The organism is Nocardia exalbida NBRC 100660 (assembly GCF_000308575.1).
GTDB lineage: Bacteria > Actinomycetota > Actinomycetes > Mycobacteriales > Mycobacteriaceae > Nocardia > Nocardia exalbida.
Window position 1 is genome coordinate 196,984 of record NZ_BAFZ01000007.1, and the last position, 17,929, is coordinate 214,912.

At 67.6% G+C, this 17,929-nt stretch carries 19 protein-coding genes; 12 read left to right on the plus strand and 7 right to left on the minus strand.

Going from position 1 to position 17,929, the window contains the following annotated elements; translation table 11 throughout:
• The first annotated feature begins 110 nt into the window (after positions 1-110).
• Together ON29_RS03490 and ON29_RS03495 are read left to right on the plus strand one after the other, a co-directional pair.
• Positions 111-1,148, plus strand: coding sequence for an LLM class F420-dependent oxidoreductase (locus tag ON29_RS03490; protein ID WP_040864630.1), 1,038 nt, complete (start codon positions 111-113; stop codon positions 1,146-1,148).
• Between the two features lie 82 nt (positions 1,149-1,230).
• Positions 1,231-2,769, plus strand: a complete 1,539-nt coding sequence (locus ON29_RS03495; protein ID WP_040864631.1) for an acyl-CoA synthetase — start codon at positions 1,231-1,233, stop codon at positions 2,767-2,769.
• 107 nt (positions 2,770-2,876) lie between these two features.
• Here ON29_RS03495 and ON29_RS03500 read toward each other — a convergent pair whose 3' ends face one another.
• Positions 2,877-3,875 carry a sigma-70 family RNA polymerase sigma factor gene (locus ON29_RS03500; protein WP_040864632.1) on the minus strand — a complete coding sequence of 333 codons (999 nt, stop codon included), beginning with the start codon at positions 3,873-3,875 and terminating at the stop codon, positions 2,877-2,879.
• A gap of 183 nt (positions 3,876-4,058) precedes the next feature.
• Here ON29_RS03500 and ON29_RS03505 point away from each other — a divergent pair, with 183 nt between their 5' ends.
• Entirely contained in the window at positions 4,059-4,478 is a 420-nt protein-coding gene (locus ON29_RS03505; protein WP_040864633.1) for a VOC family protein, read from the plus strand.
• Between the two features lie 65 nt (positions 4,479-4,543).
• Here ON29_RS03505 and ON29_RS03510 read toward each other — a convergent pair whose 3' ends face one another.
• Positions 4,544-5,326, minus strand: a complete 783-nt coding sequence (locus ON29_RS03510; protein ID WP_040864634.1) for a crotonase/enoyl-CoA hydratase family protein — start codon at positions 5,324-5,326, stop codon at positions 4,544-4,546.
• A gap of 60 nt (positions 5,327-5,386) precedes the next feature.
• On the opposite strand from ON29_RS03510, the gene ON29_RS03515 reads away from it, so the two are divergent.
• The gene (locus ON29_RS03515; protein WP_040864700.1) at positions 5,387-7,036 is read left to right on the plus strand and encodes an acyl-CoA synthetase; all 1,650 of its coding nucleotides are present in this window, start codon (positions 5,387-5,389) and stop codon (positions 7,034-7,036) included.
• Positions 7,037-7,105: 69 nt separating this feature from the next.
• On the opposite strand, the gene ON29_RS03520 is transcribed toward ON29_RS03515, so the two are convergent.
• The 3 genes from ON29_RS03520 to ON29_RS03530 all read right to left on the minus strand — a co-directional run bounded on the left by ON29_RS03520 (position 7,106) and on the right by ON29_RS03530 (position 9,226).
• Entirely contained in the window at positions 7,106-7,459 is a 354-nt protein-coding gene (locus tag ON29_RS03520; RefSeq protein WP_040864635.1) for a hypothetical protein, read from the minus strand.
• Complete coding sequence (locus ON29_RS03525; protein WP_040864636.1) at positions 7,456-7,920, minus strand: hypothetical protein; 465 nt, start codon at positions 7,918-7,920, stop codon at positions 7,456-7,458. The genes ON29_RS03520 and ON29_RS03525 overlap by 4 nt, the downstream gene beginning before the upstream one ends.
• A gap of 118 nt (positions 7,921-8,038) precedes the next feature.
• The gene (locus ON29_RS03530) at positions 8,039-9,226 is read right to left on the minus strand and encodes an FAD-dependent monooxygenase (protein WP_040864637.1); all 1,188 of its coding nucleotides are present in this window, start codon (positions 9,224-9,226) and stop codon (positions 8,039-8,041) included.
• A 101-nt stretch (positions 9,227-9,327) separates the two neighbouring features.
• Here ON29_RS03530 and ON29_RS03535 point away from each other — a divergent pair, with 101 nt between their 5' ends.
• Together ON29_RS03535 and ON29_RS35570 are read left to right on the plus strand one after the other, a co-directional pair.
• On the plus strand, positions 9,328-9,915 hold the full coding sequence (locus ON29_RS03535; protein ID WP_040864638.1) for a TetR/AcrR family transcriptional regulator: 588 nt from the start codon (positions 9,328-9,330) through the stop codon (positions 9,913-9,915).
• A gap of 20 nt (positions 9,916-9,935) precedes the next feature.
• The gene (locus ON29_RS35570) at positions 9,936-10,097 is read left to right on the plus strand and encodes a hypothetical protein (protein ID WP_157172639.1); all 162 of its coding nucleotides are present in this window, start codon (positions 9,936-9,938) and stop codon (positions 10,095-10,097) included.
• Between the two features lie 61 nt (positions 10,098-10,158).
• Here ON29_RS35570 and ON29_RS03540 read toward each other — a convergent pair whose 3' ends face one another.
• Together ON29_RS03540 and ON29_RS03545 are read right to left on the minus strand one after the other, a co-directional pair.
• Positions 10,159-11,253 carry an acyl-CoA dehydrogenase family protein gene (locus tag ON29_RS03540; RefSeq protein WP_040864639.1) on the minus strand — a complete coding sequence of 365 codons (1,095 nt, stop codon included), beginning with the start codon at positions 11,251-11,253 and terminating at the stop codon, positions 10,159-10,161.
• Between the two features lie 19 nt (positions 11,254-11,272).
• Positions 11,273-12,466 (minus strand): acyl-CoA dehydrogenase family protein, encoded by a 1,194-nt coding sequence (locus tag ON29_RS03545; RefSeq protein ID WP_040864640.1) that lies wholly within the window; start codon positions 12,464-12,466, stop codon positions 11,273-11,275.
• Positions 12,467-12,673: 207 nt separating this feature from the next.
• On the opposite strand from ON29_RS03545, the gene ON29_RS03550 reads away from it, so the two are divergent.
• The 6 genes from ON29_RS03550 to ON29_RS03575 all read left to right on the plus strand — a co-directional run.
• The gene (locus ON29_RS03550; RefSeq protein ID WP_040864641.1) at positions 12,674-12,862 is read left to right on the plus strand and encodes a ferredoxin; all 189 of its coding nucleotides are present in this window, start codon (positions 12,674-12,676) and stop codon (positions 12,860-12,862) included.
• A 43-nt stretch (positions 12,863-12,905) separates the two neighbouring features.
• A complete protein-coding gene (locus tag ON29_RS03555; protein ID WP_040864642.1) occupies positions 12,906-13,808 on the plus strand; it encodes a 3-oxoacyl-ACP reductase in 903 nt (300 codons plus the stop codon).
• 292 nt (positions 13,809-14,100) lie between these two features.
• Positions 14,101-14,865 (plus strand): MlaE family ABC transporter permease, encoded by a 765-nt coding sequence (locus ON29_RS03560; RefSeq protein WP_040864643.1) that lies wholly within the window; start codon positions 14,101-14,103, stop codon positions 14,863-14,865.
• A 4-nt stretch (positions 14,866-14,869) separates the two neighbouring features.
• On the plus strand, positions 14,870-15,721 hold the full coding sequence (locus ON29_RS03565) for an MlaE family ABC transporter permease (protein WP_040864644.1): 852 nt from the start codon (positions 14,870-14,872) through the stop codon (positions 15,719-15,721).
• A 4-nt stretch (positions 15,722-15,725) separates the two neighbouring features.
• On the plus strand, positions 15,726-16,940 hold the full coding sequence (locus ON29_RS03570) for an MCE family protein (RefSeq protein WP_083863206.1): 1,215 nt from the start codon (positions 15,726-15,728) through the stop codon (positions 16,938-16,940).
• Positions 16,937-17,929, plus strand: a 993-nt coding sequence (locus tag ON29_RS03575; RefSeq protein ID WP_040864645.1) for an MCE family protein, incomplete at its 3' end; no start/stop codon positions are given. The genes ON29_RS03570 and ON29_RS03575, both read left to right, overlap by 4 nt.

Sequence of the window (17,929 nt, forward strand, 5' to 3'; positions counted from 1 at the left end):
TGCCGCTACCACCAGCGATTGCCGTGGATGCAGTATTCCCCTGAGTCACGATATCGAGTAGAACAGGTTCTAACTCTGGTGGCAAGCAGTTGACTGGAAAGGGGTCCGGCGTGAAGTTCGGATTGCAACTCGGGTACTGGATGGCCCAGCCGCCCGCGAACGCGGGGGAGTTGGTGGCGGCGGCCGAGGAAGCCGGGTTCGACGCCGTGTTCGCCGCCGAATCGTGGGGGTCGGACGCCTTCGGCCCGCTCACCTGGTGGGGCTCGGCGACGCGGCGGGTGCGCCTCGGCACGTCGGTGGTGCAGATGTCGGCGCGCACGCCCGCGGCGACGGCCATGCACGCGCTCACCCTCGATCACCTCAGCGGCGGCCGCGCGATCCTGGGCCTGGGCGTCTCGGGTCCGCAGGTGGTGGAGGGCTGGTACGGCCAGCCGTTCGCCAAGCCGTTGCAGCGCACCCGCGAGTACGTCGGGATCGTGCGTCAGGTGCTGGCCCGGCAGGCGCCGGTCACCAGCGACGGCCCGCACTACCCGCTGCCCTATACCGGGCCGGGCTCGATCGGGCTCGGTAAGCCGCTGAAGCCGATCGTGCATCCGCTACGTGCGGATCTGCCGATCTGGCTGGGCGCAGAGGGGCCGAAGAACGTCGCGCTCACCGCCGAGATCGCCGACGGCTGGCTGGCCATCTACTACGCGCCACGGCTGGCCGGGATGTACAACGACTGGCTCGACGAGGGCTTCGCGCGGGCAGGGGCGCGGCGTAGCCGCGACGATTTCGAGATCGCCGCCAGTTGTCAGGTGGTGATCACCGACGACCCGGCGAGTGAGCTGGAGCGGATGCGCTGGATCATGGCGCTCTACATCGGCGGCATGGGCGCGCCCGAGCTGAACTTCCACGCCCAGGTGTACCGGCGGATGGGGTACGAGCGCGAGGTCGACGAGATCGGCCGGCTGTTCCAGTCCGGCAAGAAGGCCGAGGCGGCGGCGGTGGTGCCGGACGAGCTGATTCTGGACACCGCGATCATCGGCGACGAGGAGCATGTCCGCAAGCAGCTGCGGGTCTGGGAGTCCGCGGGCGTCACCATGATGCTGGTGTCGGTTCCCGATGTCGCGCAATTGCATCGGCTGGCCCCCCTTGTCGAACAGTAGAACACGTTCTAGATTCAATGGGGTGACTGCCTCACCCGCCCCGTCGGCTCCGCCTCCTCACCATCCCCCCGCGCAGGAGTCAGTGAAAATTCTCGGTCTGTGGAACATCGCCGAAGCCGAGCCCGATCGGATTGCGATGGTCGATCCCTCGGGCCGGGAGGTGACGTATCGCGAATTGGCCACGCTCGCCAATCGTTACGCCACCGGCCTGCGCGGGCTCGGCCTGCAAACCGGTGACGTGCTGGTGAGCATGGTGCACAACTGCGTGGAGGCGATCGCGGCGTATTTCGCGGCCTACCAGTCCGGGTTGTACATCGTCGCGGTGAACTGGCATCTCACCGGTCCGGAGGTCGCCTACATCCTGGCCGACAGCGAGGCGAAGGCGTTCATCGCCAGCGATCGCTTCGCCGCCGCCGCCCAGGCCGCCGCCGACGAGGCGGGGCTGCCCGCGACGGCGCGCTTCGCGGTGGGCGAGATCGAGGGTTTCAAGTCGGTGGCCTGGCTCGGCGCCGCGGACACCGGGCGTCCGTCCGACCGCAGCACGGGCGCGCCCATGCTCTACACCTCCGGAACCACCGGGCGGCCCAAGGGAGTACGGCGGCCGCTCACCGGCGCGGACCCCGATGTCGTCCCGCCGCACACCACCGCGTTCTTCGGCCTGTTCGAGCTCGCGCCCTACGACGACCACGTGCACATCTGCGGCTCGCCGCTGTACCACACGGCGGTGCTGAACTTCGCCACCATCTCGATCCAGCTGGGCCACAAGCTCGTTCTGATGGATCGCTGGGACGCCGAGGACATGCTGCGGCTGATCGACAAGCACCGGGTGACGCACAGCCACATGGTGCCCACCCAGTTCCACCGCCTGCTGGCCCTGCCGGAGGAGGTGCGCGCCAAGTACGACGTGTCCTCGCTGCGCAGCATGGTGCACGGCGCGGCGCCCTGCCCGCAGGAGACCAAGCGGCAGATGCTCGAGTGGTGGGGTCCGACGGTCACCGAGTACTACGCGGCCACCGAGGGCGGCGGCACGGTGATCAACGGCGCCGAGTGGCTGCGCAAGCCGGGCTCGGTCGGTAAGGCGTGGCCGTGGTCGGTGATCAAGGTGCTCAGCGAGGAAGACGGCTCCGAGGTGCCTGCCGGCGAGACCGGCCTGGTGTACATGCGGATGGGCGCTTCGAGTTTCGAGTACCACCACGACAAGGCCAAGACCGACGACTCGCGCGTCGGTGACCTGTTCACCGTGGGGGATATCGGGCACCTCGACGAGGACGGCTACCTCTACCTGCACGACCGGCGCTCGGACCTGATCCTCTCCGGCGGCGTGAACATCTACCCCGCGGAGGTCGAGAACGTCTTGATCACCCACCCGAAGGTCGTCGACGTGGCGGTTTTCGGTGTGCCGCATCCGGATTGGGGCCAGGAGGTGAAGGCGGTCGTGCAGCCGGCCGCCGGAGCGGAGGGCGGCGACGCGCTCACCGAGGAACTGCTGGCCTTCGCCGCCACGCAATTGGCGAAGTACAAGATGCCCAAGTCGATCGACTATCTGCCGGAACTGCCGCGCGACCCGAACGGGAAGCTCTACAAGCGCAAGCTGCGTGAGCGGTACATCCCCGCGTCCTGAGGAGACGAGGCGGCCGTGTAGCCGGTCTGCTGGGGCTGCGGCCCGGCCGCGCGACGACGCCGAAAGCGAATGCGCCCTTCACGAAGGGCGCATTCGCGCGTTCGGGGTCAGATACTCTCGCGCAGTTCGGGCGCGAGGCCGAAGAGCGGGAACAGCTTCTCGGTGTCGAGGAAGAAGTTCAGCCCGGCGATGGTGTCGCCATCGAGTTCCAGCACGGTGATCGACCACGGCACCCATACCCCCGGCTCGTCGCCCGGCTTGTAGTGGCCGAAGGCGGGCAAGCCGTTGGCGCCCTCCAGGCGGACCAGTCGCGAATCGCGGCAAGCGCTTCCGTGGCCGAGCATGAACGCGGCCACGTTCTCCGGGCCCGAGATCCACAGCTCGATCGGCGGCATGGACAGCGCCACATCCGCTTTCAACAGGGTGGTGAGGGTGTCCATGTCGTAGGACTCGAACGCCTTGACGAAGTTGTCCACCAGTCTGCGCTGATCTTCGTCGGACTCGTCGAAGGTGTCGGTGGCGGCGGGCTGGACCTTGGACATGGTCGCGCGCGCCCGTTGCAGCGCGCTGTTGACCGACGCGGGCGACATGGTGAGCGCCTCGGCGGTCTCGTTGGCGGAGAACCGCAGCACCTCGCGCATGATCAGGATCGCGCGCTGGGTGGCGGGCAGATGCTGGCAGGCCGCGACGAAGGCCAGGCGCAGGGTGTCTTTCGCGCTGGCGTGATCGGCCGGATCGGCGCCGAAGGCCAGCGCGTTCGGGATGGGCTCGATCCACACGTAGTCCGGCTGCGGTGCGGGCAGCGGCGAATCCGGCCGCGACGGACCGGACAGGTCCATCGGCCTCGCCCGGCGCTGCGGGCCGTCGAGCATGTCCAGGCAGACGTTCGTGGTGATCTTGTACAGCCAGGAGCGGAGGCTGGCGCGGCCCTCGAACGAGTCGTAGGACTTCCACGCCCTGGTCAGGGTCTCCTGCACCGCGTCCTCCGCTTCGAAGGAGGAACCGAGCATGCGGTAGGCGTACGCGCACAGCTCTCGGCGATGGGTCTCGAACGCGGCGAGCACCTCGGGAGCGAGGCCGGCGGAGGAGCCGGGCGAGTCGTTCATGGGTGTCACCATGCCACAGGCCACCGACACAGAACAGGACCGCGAACTCGAGGGCGGCGCTGATCAAGATCGTTAAACCTGCCCGGCGTGTGGGATGTGACACCGACGCTTCCGCGATGAGTTCGCCGTCCGGGGCACGTCCTATCCAGTGACACGAACGGACTTGCTCGAGAGGAAGAGGCCATGAGCAGCAAGATGATCTTCATCAATCTCCCGGTCGCGGATCTACACCGGTCGATGGCGTTCTATGAGGCGCTGGGGTGGAAGGTCAACCAGGAATTCACCGACGACAACGCCGCCTGCATCGTGGTGGACGACAACATCTGCCTGATGCTGCTCATCAAGGATTTCTTCACCACCTTCAGCAAGCGGCCGGTGGCCGATACCAAGACGGCGATCAACGCCGCGTACGCGCTCGCGCTCGGCAGCGCCGCAGAGGTCGACAGCCTGACCGAAGCCGCTGTCGCGGCGGGCGCGACCGAAGAGGTGAACGAGGACAAGCGGGCGCAGGAGGCGCAGGTCGGCATGCACGGCCGCACCTTCATCGACCCGGACGGCCATCAGTGGGAGCCGTTCTGGATGGACTACCCGGGCGCCGACTGAGCCCGGCGAGGGGTCGCCCCCGGATGCGGGAGCGCATCGGGGGGCGTTGGGCTCCGCCGGGATTCTCAGTTTCCGTTGAAAGAGGGCTTGCGCTTCTCCGCGAACGCGCGCGGCCCTTCTTTGGCATCCGCCGAGCGGAACACCGACATGCCGAGCTTGGCGTCGATCTCGAAGGCGTCCTCCTCCGGCATGGCCTCCGTCTCCCGGATGGTGCGCAGGATGGCCTGCACGGCGAGGGGTCCGTTGGCGGCGATCTGCCCCGCGATCTCCAGCGCCTTGTCCAGTGCGGTGCCGTCCGGGACGACGTGGCCGATCAGGCCGATCTCCTTGGCCTCGGCGGCGGTGAGGTGCCGGCCGGTGAGCAGGATTTCCGCGGCCACGGTGTAGGGGATCTGGCGGACCAGCCGCACCGCCGAGCCGCCCAGCGGGAACAGGCCCCACCGTGCCTCGGACACACCGAATTTCGCGCTCTCCCCGGCCACCCGGATGTCGGTGCCCTGCAGGATCTCGGTACCGCCCGCGATGGCCGGGCCCTCGACCGCCGCGATCAGCGGCTTGGTCAGCCTGCGGCCCTTGAGCAGCGCCTCCAGCTTGGCCGGATTCCAGCCGCCGCCCTCGATGGTGTCGCCGGGGTGCTCGGAGGTCATGCCCTTGAGATCGGCGCCCGCGCAGAACGCCCCGCCCGCGCCGGTCAGGATCGCGACCCGGATCTCCGGGTCCGCGTCCACCTGACTCCAGGCGTCTTTCATGATCGCCATCATCTCCCCCGACAGCGCGTTGCGCGCCTCGGGCCGGTTCATGGTGACGATGAGGACATGGTCGCGCTTCTCGACGAGACAGTGCGGCATCGCTGATTCTCCTGACTTCGAGCCTTGTCAGAAACAGTAACACGTTCTATTTTTATGGTTGTGAGCTACAACATAGCGGACCTTGTCGAACATGCCGTCGACCTGATGCCCGACCGCGTCGCGCTGGCCGACGACGGCCGCGAGGTCACCTACGCCCAGTTGGAGGAGCGGGCCAATAAACTCGCTCACTACCTGCAAAAACAGGGAGTCCGGCCGGGTGACAAGGTAGGCATTTACTCACGCAACACGATCGAGGCCGTCGAGGCCATGGTCGCGATCTTCAAGGCACGGGCCGTGATGATCAACGTGAACTTCCGATATGTCGAGAACGAGTTGCAGTACATCTTCGACAACTCGGACATGGTCGCGCTGATCCATGAGCGGCGCTACAGCGACAAGGTCGCTGCCGTCCGGGCGAAGACGCCGCAGCTGCGCACGGTCGTCGTCGTCGACGACGATACGACCGGCACGATCGCCACCGCAGCCGATTCGGTGGATTACGAGACAGTGCTCGCGCAGTCCTCGGGCGAGCGCGACTTCGGCGAACGTTCCCCGGACGACCTGTACATGGTCTATACCGGCGGAACCACCGGCATGCCCAAAGGCGTGATGTGGCGTCAGGAGGACGTCTGGCGCGTGCTCGGCGCGGGCATCAACTTCATCACCGGCGAATACGTCCAGGACGAGTGGGAATTGGCGAAGGTCGGCGCGGGCAGCCCGCCGATGGTGCGTTTCCCGATCCCGCCGATGATCCACGGCGGCGCGCAGTGGGCCACGTTCCACAGCCTGTTCGGCGGCGGTAAAGCCGTGATGATCCCGGAGTTCTCCGGGCACGGCGTGTGGCGGGCGATCGACAAGCACAAGATCAACCTGATCTTCATCACCGGTGACGCGATGGCGCGCCCGATGCTCGACGCGCTCATCGAAGGCAACCCGGAGACCGGTCAGCCCTACGACCTTTCCAGCCTGTACGTGATGGCCAGCAGCGCGGCGCTGTTCTCGCCCTCGCTCAAGGACCAGTTCCTCGAGCTGCTGCCCAACCGGATGATCTCCGATTCGATCGGCTCCTCGGAAACCGGTTTCGGCGGTATCGCCATCGTGGCCAAGGGCGCGACGCACACCGGGGGACCGCGGGTGAAGATCGACGCTTCCACCGATGTGCTCGACGAGAACGGCAATCCGGTGCGGCCCGGCTCCGGTGAGGTCGGCATCCTGGCCCGTCGCGGGCACATCCCGCTCGGCTACTACAAGGACGAGGCGAAGACCGCCGCGACCTTCAAGGAGTTCAACGGGATCCGCTACGCAATCCCCGGCGACTACGCGCGCGTCGAGGAGGACGGCACGGTCACCATGCTCGGCCGCGGCTCGGTCAGCATCAACAGCGGCGGCGAGAAGATCTACCCCGAGGAGGTCGAGGGCGCGCTCAAGACGCACCCCGAGATCTTCGACGCGCTGGTGGTGGGCATCGAGGACGAGCGCTGGGGCCAGCGGGTGGTCGCGGTCGTGCAATGCCGCGGCGCGTCCCGCCCCACCCTGGAGGAACTGCGCCCCATGCTCACCCAGGAGATCGCGTCCTACAAACTGCCCCGCAGCCTGTGGTTCGTCGACGAGATCAAGCGCTCCCCGGCGGGCAAGCCCGACTATCGCTGGGCCAAGGAGCAAACCCAGTCCCGCCCCGCCGACGACCACGCGGTGGCGAGCGCGAAGTAGCAACCCGGCCTCATGTGTCGGCCCCCGTTCCCCGGACAGTGGCCGACCATGAAGGCATCCGCCGGGATATCAGCGCCGCCGATCGGTCTGCCGGGGATGCCCGGTACCGGCGAGTGTCAGGTACAGCGTCCGGTTGGCGTCATCGATCGCGTACCAGATCCGGCCGCCTCCGGTGATCTCGTACTGCCATTGCTCCAATTCCGCGCCACCGAGTTTGACCGATTCGAGGTCATATTTCAGGCGGTGCTGCCGGGACGGATTCGCCGTGCTGCGAGGGTCACTGGTGATATCGACCCATGCGCGGTCGAGATTTCCGGGTGCCTGAGCGAGTAGCTCGGCCCACCCTCGCGCGGCATTCAGGCTGTGCACGACCACACGCCAGGGATTGGGTCGCGGTATCTCATCGCCACGGTGCAGCTTCATCCGGCTGTTCCGGGCCGGGAGACCTCGGTGAATTCCTCCGGGTCGAACGGCCCGGTCAGTCGGCGCGCGAGTTCCGGTTGGGCGTAGATCTCGGCGGTGCTGCGCCAGGCGATCAGATCGCGGGCGAACGGGATGAACAGTCCGGTATCAGCCCCTGCGATCAACTGATCCAGCAGTTCGGTCACTGCCTCGGTGCGACCGGTCTCGGGCAACCATTTCAGCCACGGGAGTTCTTCGGCGAAGACCTCCTCTGCGAGGGATCTGTTCGACCGGGCGATGATGGCGAGAGTGCGGGCGAGCAGTCGCGTCGCCGTCTCCTTGGCCTCGAATCGCTCGGAGCGAGACAGCACCAGATTCTCCGCGTCCCGGCGCTCCAGGATGACGTCGGCGTCGTCCAATGCGGGAAACACCGACGTCTGTTTACGGATCAAGTCGCTGAACGGGAAGCTTTTCGAGGTCACGGGACCATCTTACGCCTAGTTCTGAAGTAGTTCAGTTATCCGGAACCGATGGCAAATACGAGTTGCTGTGCAACTGTCGGAGCGCTGTCCGACTCGGCTCGCTGGGGCTCGCGCAACCTCAGCGGTTGGCGAGTTCGGCCAGCTGATAGGCGAGGCGGTGGCGGAAGGCGGGGATGCGGGAGACGGTGGTGAGGATCAGGTTGCGCGCTGTGCGGGCGGGGCGGCGGCGCAGGGTCGCCATCTTGGTCATGCGGTCGGTGAACGAGACGACGCCGAGGGCCACGGGGCGGCGGGTGGTCTCGTACTCGTCCAGCAGTGTGTCGGGCTCGCCCGCGAGGACTCGCGCCAGCAACGGGCCGAGGGTGGCGGCGTCCTGGATGCCGGTGTTCATGCCCTGCCCGCCCGCCGGGCTGTGCACGTGCGCGGCGTCGCCCGCGAGCAGGATGCGGCCGTTGCGGTAATGGTCGGCGACTCGGTGGTGCACGCGGAAGCGTGAACTCCACAGCACCTCGCGAACCCGCACCGCGCCGCCGGGGCCGCGGGCGTCCAGGAGGGCCTGGATCTGTTCCGCGGTCGAGTGCTCGGGCGCGGTTTCCAGGGTGGCGACCACGCGGTAGCGGTTCGGCTCGGCCTCGTCGGGCAGCGGCGCGACCACGGTGACGCCCTCCGGTGAAAGGTGCAGGGCCACCTCGTCGCGCGCGATCGGCCAGTCCATCCGCACGTCGGCGAGAACGAAGGATTCCGGGTACGACGCGCCGGTGAATCCGATGCCCGCTTGCTCGCGGACGACGCTGTGCATGCCGTCGGTGCCGACCACGTAGTCGGCGCGGATGCTGCCGGCGGCGCCCGTGGCGTCGGTGTATTCCACCGTGACGCCGTCGCCATCCTGGGCGACCCGGCCGACCTGGTAGGGCCGCTGCACGTCACCGCCCGCCTTCCGCAGCCGCTTCAGCAGCACCGCCTCGGTGGTGTCCTGCGGCGTCATCAGGGTGTAGGGGTAGCGCGTCGGGAGACCGTCGAAGTCGATGGTGGCCAAGGTCTTGCCGCCGTCGTGGACGGTGAAGCGCGCGACGATGTCGCCCGCCGCGACCAACTCGTCGGCGATGCCGAGTTCCTCGAGCACCTCGAGCGTCCTGGCGTGCACGACCGCCGCGCGGGAGGTGTTCGCGCCTTCGCTCTGCCGGTCGAGCAGGACGAAATCCACACCCGCGTCGGCCAGCGTGATGGCGGCGGTCAGCCCGGCGGGTCCTGCGCCGACGATCACGATGGAAGTGGTGGCGGGCAGCGGGTTCGGTGTGGCGTTCATCGGAACTCCTCATGTCAACGTTTGTAGGCCAACGTTTGTTGGCATAACCGTAGTCCCGCTCGGGCTAGGAAGTCAACAGTTGTTGGCCTACACTTGTTGGCATGACCGTAGATCCTGCTCGAGCCCCCGTTCGCCGCTCGGACGCGACGCGTGCGGCGATTCTGGACGCGGCCCGCGCACGGTTCGCCGCCGAGGGATTCCGCAAGGCGACCATTCGCGCCATCGCCGCCGACGCGGAAATCGACCCATCGATGGTCATGCGGTACTTCGGCAGCAAAGACGGACTCTTCGCGGCCGCGGTCGACGTCCGGTTGGATCTGCCCGACCTCGGCTCCGCGCAGCCGGACAGCCTGGGCGAGCTGCTGGTGCGCCGCTTCTTCGAGATCTGGGAAGAGCAGCCGAACAAGGAGGTGCTGCTGACGCTGCTGCGCTCATCGATCACCGACGAGGCGGTGGCCGACCGCGTCCGCGCCATCTTCGCCGAGCAGATCTTGCCCGCCGTCCTGCGTTTCGGCGATCCCGCCGACGCCCCCCGCCGTGGCGGCCTGATCGTCACCCAGATGCTCGGCCTCGCGTTGTGCCGCTACGTCCTGCGCCTGCCCCCGGTCGTCGCCCTGACCCGCGACCAGATCATCGCCGAGGTAGGCCCCACCCTCCAGCGCTACCTGACGTCGATCCCGGCCGATTGAAAGCGCGGTACGTTCGACTCATGGCCGACCTCGATCCCCGCTACGCCGCGCCGCGGCGAGACGGCTACGCCCGCGTTCAGGACACCGGCACGAATACGATCGACGCGCGCCGCGCGGCTTTCGAAGACGCGGCCGAGCATGTGTTGCGGGTCAGCGGCGAACTGAACCGGCGACTGGTCTGAGCGCAACGCGATTCGGCCCGCAGGGCATGGTGCCGTGCGGGCCGAATGTGCTCGGGTGCGGTTACGTGGCCAGCAGCGCGCCGAGGGCGCGCAGGTGGTCGGTGCTCGCGCCGAGGGCGAACTCGTTGTGTTTGGCGGCGGTGAAGTAGTTGTGCGCGATGTGGTCGCGGTCGATGCCGACGCCGCCGTGCACGTGGACAACGGTGTGGGCGACGCGATGGCCCGCGTCGGCGGCCCAGAACTTGGCGGTGTGCACCGCCTCGGCGGCGGGCAGGTCCTCCGACAGCAACCACGCCGCCTGGGTGACCGCCAGGCGCAGGCCCTGCACGTCGATGTAGGCGTCGGCGAGCCGTTGGGCGACGGCCTGGAAGCTGCCGACCGCCTTGCCGAACTGCTCGCGCTCCCTGGCGTACTCGGCGACCAGCTCGAGCGCCCGTTCCAGGGTGCCGAGCTGTAGGGCGCTCAGGCCGAGCCAGGCACGGGTGAGGATCCAGTCCAGGATCTCCGCCCCGTCGGCCACGGCGCCGATCAGTTCGGCGGGCGCATCGGTGAGCTCGACCGCGAACTCCGGGCTGCGGTCGACCACCTGTTGCGCGGTCACCGTCGCCGCCGCGGGATCGACCAGGAACACCGCGGTGGTTCCGGAGACCGTGGCGGGCACCAGGATCCGCTCGGCCCGGTTCGCGAAGGGCACGGTGGTCTTGGCGCCGGTCAGCCGCCAGCCGTCGCCGGTCTCGACCGCGCTCGTGGTCGGCGCGGCGGGTTCCCAGTTGCGCTCCTCGGCCAGCGCCACCGTGAGGATGACGCTGCCCGCGCCCGCCCGGGTCGCCAGATCCTGTTGCGCCGCATCGCCGAATCGTGCCAGCGCACCCGCGCCGAGCACGATCGACCACAGGTACGGCACGGCCGCGAGGTGCTTGCCGAGCTCGCGCAGGACGGCGGTCTGCTCGAGCGAGCCGAGGTCGCTGCCGCCGACCGATTCGGGCAGCGCCGCCGCGAGCACGCCGGTCTCGGCCAGCGAACTCCACAGCGGCCGGTCGAATCGCTCTTCGGCGGTATCGAGTTCGCGCAACCGGTCCGCGGTGACCAATTTCCCGCACACCTCGCCGGTCAGCCGGCGGAGATCGAGTTGGGCTTCGGTGGGGGTGAAATCCATGGTGGTCTCTCAGCTTTCGTCAGCGCGCGGCGGCGGGCTGCTTCAGGGCGGTCATGGCGATGATGTCGCGCTGCACCTCGTTGGTGCCGCCGCCGAAGGTGAGGATGAGCGCGGCGCGGTGCATCCGCTCCAGGCGGCCGCGCAATTGCGCGCCGGGGGAGTCCTGGCGCAGGTAGGCCTGCGGGCCGAGGACTTCCATGAGCGACCGGTAGGCCTCGGTGGCCAGCTCGGTGCCGTACACCTTGCAGGCGGAGGCGTCCCACGGGCGCGGAGCCGCGTCACCGCCCGCGTCGGCCCGGCTGGCGATCTCCCAGTTCAGCAGCTTGAGGTATTCCACCTTGGCGTGCACCTTGGCCAGGATGAGCTGCACCCATTCGCGGTCGATCACGCGGGAGCCGTCGCTCGCCTTGGTCTCGCGCGCCCATTCGGCGGTCTGGCGCAGCGCCAGCGCCAGCGGCGCGGCCGAGGTGAGCGCGACCCGCTCGTGGTTGAGCTGGTTGGTGATCAGCGCCCAGCCGCCGTTCTCCTGGCCCACCAGCGCGCTCGCGGGTACGCGAACGTCCTGGTAGTAGGTGGCGCTGGTGTCCGGCCCCGCCATGGTGTGCACCGGCGTCCACGAGAAGCCCTCGGCGGTGGTCGGCACGATGAGCATGCTGATGCCCTTGTGCTTCTTGGCGGTCGGATCGGTGCGCACGGCCAGCCAGACGTAGTCGGCGTAGGCGATCAGGCTGGTCCACATCTTCTGGCCGTTGATCACGTAGTCGTCGCCGTCGCGCACCGCGGTGGTGCGCAGACTGGCCAGGTCGGTGCCCGCGCCCGGCTCGGAGTAGCCGATGGAGAAGTGCAGTTCACCGGCCGCGATCTTGGGCAGGAAGAACTTCTTCTGCTCCGCGCTGCCGTAGTGCATGATCGTGGGCGCGACGGAGTTGATGGTCAGGAACGGCACCGGCGCGCCCGCGATCGCCGCCTCGTCGGTGAAGATCAGCTGGTCCATGGTGGGGCGGTCCTGGCCGCCGTATTCCTCGGGCCAGCCCAGCGCCAGCCAGCCGTCGTGGCCCATCTGCTGCACCACCTCGCGGTACACATTGCCCTGGCCGTACTCGCCGGTCTGCGCGCTCAGGGCCTCCCTGCGCTCAGGGGTGATGAGTCGCGCGAAGTAGTCGCGCAACTCCGCGCGCAGCTGCTCCTGTTGCGGCGTGTACGCAATGCGCATGGCAGAACCTCTTGGGGGATGGTCGGCCGACCGGGCTGGCGGAGTCGGCGGGGTGGGTGGGACGAGTCTTCGTCGAATCGGGTTTCCCCGATCATTGCATATGGACTGAAACATGTTCCAGTATTGATACTGAATCCCCCCGATGACGCCCCGGTGGAGCGGATCGGCTTGTTAGGCTTCGGCCAGAGTGGTGGTAAAGGAGTTGCCATGAAGATCAGTGTCGATCCAGACCAGTGCGAAGCGAATGGAATCTGTGTCGGAATCGCCCCCGACGTGTTCGAACTCGATGACGAGGACGTCCTGCACATCGCGAACGCGGACGTGCCCCCCGATCGGCTCGCCGATGTCGAGGACGCCGTCGCGCAATGTCCGAAGGCGGCGTTGCGGTTGCAGTGAGCGATGCTTGCCGTAAGTTGGAACACGTTCTAGAGTCGGCCGCGTGAGCAATGATCTGAGCCTTGCGGGCCGTGTAGCGATCGTGACCGGCGGCGGCGCCGGACTTGGGCGGGCCGAAGCGCTCGCGCTGGCCGGAGCCGGTGCGTCGGTGGTGGTCAACGACCTCGCGGAGTCGGAGGCGGTCGCGAGCACGCTCGGTTCGATCCGGGCGCTGGGCGCCAAGGCGGAGTTCGTCGCGGGCAGCATCGCCGAGCGCGCGACCGCCGACGCGCTGATCCGCACCGCCGAGGAGTCGTTCGGATCGGTCGACATCGTGGTCAACAACGCGGGCATCACCCGCGACCGGATGCTGTTCAACATGTCCGACGAGGACTTCGACGCGGTGCTCGCGGTGCATCTGCGCGGCCACTTCCTGCTCTCGCGCAATGCCGCCGCCTATTGGCGCGGCAAGTCGAAGCAGGCGGGCGCGCCGGTCTACGGCAGGCTGATCAATACCTCCTCGGAGGCCGGATTGCTCGGCCCGGAGGGGCAGGCCAACTACGGTGCCGCGAAGGCGGGCATCACCGCGCTGACTCTCTCGGCCGCGCGGGCCCTGTCGCGCTTCGGTGTGCGCGCCAACGCGATCGCGCCGCGGGCGCGCACCGCGATGACCGAGGCGGTGTTCAGCCCGGCCCCGGAGGGCGAGGCCGACCCGCTGTCACCCGATCACGTGGCCCGGCTGGTCGCCTACCTTGCCTCGCCTGCGGCCGAGGCGGTCAATGGACAGCTGTTCGTCGTCTACGGGGGAATGGTGGCGCTCATGGCGGCGCCGGTTGTCGAACGCCGGTTCGACGCGGCCGCGGGGGAGTGGTCGGCCAAGGATCTGGCCGACACGCTGGGCGGCTACTTCGCCGATCGCCCGGATGGGCGCACCTTCTCGGCGTCTTCGCTGGCAGAGCTGGGGTGAGCCGCGGAGGCTCGCCGCGGACCCGCTACTGATCAGTTGTCCAACTGTTGATCATGGGATCGGCGCTTGGTAGACATAGGGACGGGTTATGTCCTACCTCACAAAGGTGGGATCATCACCCGATGACACCGGTTCCAAATTTATATGCCGACTTTTCGGGAAATTGCACTTCAAAAGTATGAAAAGTGCTACCGGCAACACGGTGAACGTGTTCTAATCGTTCCGGCGGTGCGGCCACGGTGGAGATTCGCGCCGTGGGCTGTGTACGCCGGTTGAGCAAGGAGGATCGTGGATGAACGAGGTCCTTGCCGTGCCGTTGCGGGCCGTCGGTGGATTCTTCGAACTCACCGCTGATGTCGCACGCGCCAGCGTGCGCAGGCCCTTTCAATGGCGGGAGTTCATCGACCAGTCCTGGTTCATCGCGCGAGTTTCGATCGTGCCGACATTGCTGGTGGCCATTCCGTTCACCGTTCTGGTCAGCTTCACGTTGAACATTCTGTTGCGGGAGATCGGCGCGGCCGACCTCAGCGGGGCGGGCGCGGCATTCGGCGCGGTCACCCAGGTGGGGCCGATCGTCACCGTGCTCATCGTCGCGGGGGCGGGCGCCACCGCGATCTGCGCCGACCTGGGCGCGCGCACCATTCGCGAGGAAATCGACGCCATGCGGGTGCTGGGCATCAATCCGGTACAGCGCTTGGTGGTGCCCCGGGTGCTCGCGTCGATGTTCGTCGCGCTGATGCTCAACAGCCTGGTGTGCACCATCGGCATCGTCGGCGGATTTCTGTTCTCGGTGTATCTGCAAGATGTGAACCCCGGCGCGTTCGTCAATGGCATCACGCTGCTCACCCATCTGCCCGAGCTGATCATTTCGGAGGTGAAAGCCGGATTGTTCGGGCTGATCGCCGGACTGGTCGCCTGCTATCTGGGCTTGAATGTCAAAGGCGGACCCAAGAGTGTCGGTGATGCGGTGAATCAGACCGTAGTCTTCGCTTTTATGGCCCTGTTCGTGGTGAACGTGGTGGTCACCGCCGTCGGCATCAAGTTCACGGCGCGGTGACGCGATGGCCTTTGTAATCCAATCCCGCTTTCCCCGCACGGTCCGGCGAATGCGCAGGATGTCGGACTCGCTCGATTCGGTCGGCAAGCACGCGGTGTTCTATGCCCAGGCGCTCGGGTCCTTGCCGCGCGCGCTGGTGCACTACCGCACCGAGACCATCCGGCTGATCGCCGAGATCAGCATGGGTACCGGCGCGCTGGCGGTGATCGGCGGCACGGTGGTGATCGTCGGGTTCCTCACCCTGTTCGCGGGCGGCACCATCGCCGTGCAGGGCTACAGCTCACTGGGCAATATCGGCGTCGAGGCGCTGACCGGCTTCTTCGCGGCCTTCATCAACGTCCGCATCGCGGCGCCGGTGATCTCCGGCATCGGCCTGGCGGCCACCATCGGGGCGGGCTCGACCGCGCAATTGGGCGCGATGCGGGTCGCCGAGGAGATCGACGCGCTGGAGTCGATGGCGATCCGGCCGGTGCCCTACCTGGTCGGCACCCGCGTGCTGGCCGGGATGATCGCGATCGTCCCGCTCTACGCGCTCGCGGTGATCGCGTCGTTCCTGGCCAGCCGGTTCGCCACGGTCGTCATCTACGGCCAGTCGGCGGGCGTCTACGACCACTACTTCTCCACGTTCCTCATCCCGACCGACATCCTGTGGTCGTTCGCCCAGGCGATTCTCATGTCCTTGGCGATCATGATGATCCACACCTACTACGGCTACAACGCCGCGGGCGGCCCGGTCGGCGTGGGTGTCGCGGTGGGCAACGCGGTGCGGACCTCACTGGTCGCGGTCGTCACGGTGACCTTGCTGGTCTCGCTGGCCATCTACGGCACCTCCGGCAACTTCCACCTCTCCGGATAGCGACATGGCGGAATCGAAGCAAACGGAAAGCCGCCTGGGGCGGGCGCTGCGCGGCGGGCTCGGCCTGAAACTGGCCGGTATCACGATGGTGCTCGCGCTGGTCGCGATCTTCGCGGTCGCGATGATCATGTTCGTCGGCGGGTTCACGCCCACGGCCACCGTGACGGTGGACGCGCCGCGCAGCGGCCTGGTCCTTGACCCGGACGCCAAGGTGAAGGTGCGCGGGGTGGAGATCGGCCGCGTCGCGTCCGTCGACCACACCACCGAGGGCGCGAGGCTGAAACTGGCCCTCGACCCGGACCTGTTGAAACTGGTCCCCTCCAACGCGGACGTCGACATCCGGTCGACCACGGTGTTCGGCGCGAAGTACATCAACTTCATCGTTCCGCAGCAGCCGTCGTCCACCCCGCTGCGGCCGGGCGCGACCGTGACCGCGCAGCGGGTGACCGTCGAGTTCAACACCCTGTTCCAGCACCTGTCGGACGTGCTGGCCAAGATCGAGCCGGAGAAGCTGAACGCCACCCTGTCCGCGCTGGGTACGGCGCTGCAGGGCCGCGGGCAGAAACTCGGTGACCTGCTCACGCAGAGCGACGCCTACCTGCGCGACATCAACCCGTATCTGCCGACGCTGCGACAGGATCTGGCGAAGACCGGCGAGGTCACCGACCTGTACGCGGACACGGTGAACGACCTGCTGCGCACGGTGGACAACTTCACCGTCACCAGCAAGACCCTGGCCCAGGAGCAGGACAGCCTGGACAACGTTCTGGTGAACCTCACCGGCCTGGCCGACACCACCGGCTCGGTCTTGCGCGACAACGAGAATCAGCTCGGCACCGCGCTGGATCTGCTGCGCCCGACCACCGGGCTGCTCGACGAGTACGCGCCCGCGCTGTACTGCCTCATCGGCGGCCTCGGCAAGGCGCTGCCCCTGGGTGAGGCGGTCTTCGGCGGGTTGCAGGAAGGCGTCGCGCTGAACACCGGCTTCATGTACGGCGCGAAGCCGTATACCTACCCGGAGGATCTGCCCAAGGTCAACGCGACCGGCGGCCCGCAATGCGGGGGCATCCTGGACCGGGTGCCGGGCAGCCACTCGGACTATGTCGTCACCGATACCTCGGAAGGCCACGTGTACACACCGTCGACGACGCTGAGTGTGAACCCGCCGAAGATCTTCCAGCTCCTGTTCGCCGGACTACCGGGGGTGCCGCGCCCGTGAGGAATACCGCGACCACCGTCAAACTGGCGATCTTCACGCTGGTGATGGCGCTGATCTTCGCCGGTCTGGCGGTTGTGTTCAGCCAGATGCGGTTCGCCAGGGAGAACGGCTACCACGCCGTGTTCACCAGTTCCTCGGGCGTGCTGCCCGGGGCGAAGGTGCGCATCGCCGGCGTGCCGGTCGGCTCGGTCACCTCGGTGAAGGTGGGCAAGGACTATCTGGCGCACGTCGAGTTCGACGTCGACCGCAAGTACCGGCTGCTCACCAGCACCCGGGCGGCGATCAAGTACGAGAACCTGGTCGGCGACCGCTATCTCGAGCTGACCGAGGGGCCCGGCTCGAACCGCGTCCTGCAGCCCGGCGGCACCATCGTCAAGGAACAGACCGCGCCCGCACTCGACCTGGACATGCTGCTCGGCGGTTTCCGGCCGCTGCTGCGCGGCCTCGACCCCGGCCAGGTGAACGACCTGACCAACGCGCTGTTGCAGATCTTCCAGGGCCAGGGCGGCACGCTGGTGTCCCTGCTCAACAGCGGCGGTTCGTTCGCCAAGACGCTCGCCGACCGGGACGCGCTGATCGGCAGCGTGATCAACAACCTGAACACGGTGCTGCAGACCATCGATCAGCGCGGCGACCAGTTCGCCACCACGATCGCCGAACTACAGCGCCTGATCAGCGGACTCGCGGCCGACAAGGACCAGATCGGTGACGCGATCCCGCGAATCGCCGGGGCCACCGGCGACCTGACCGACCTGCTCGCCCAGGCCCGCCCCGATCTGCGGGGCACCATCGAGCAGACCGGACGACTGGCCACGAACCTCGACGCCGGCTCGGACACGGTGCAGTGGGTCCTGGAACGGCTGCCGTCGACCTATCGCCAGCTGATCCGCATCGGCTCCTACGGCTCCTTCCTCCAGCTCTACGTCTGCTCGACGAACTTCCTGGTGGACGGCCCGAACGGACAGACGATGAAGATCAACATGCCCGGG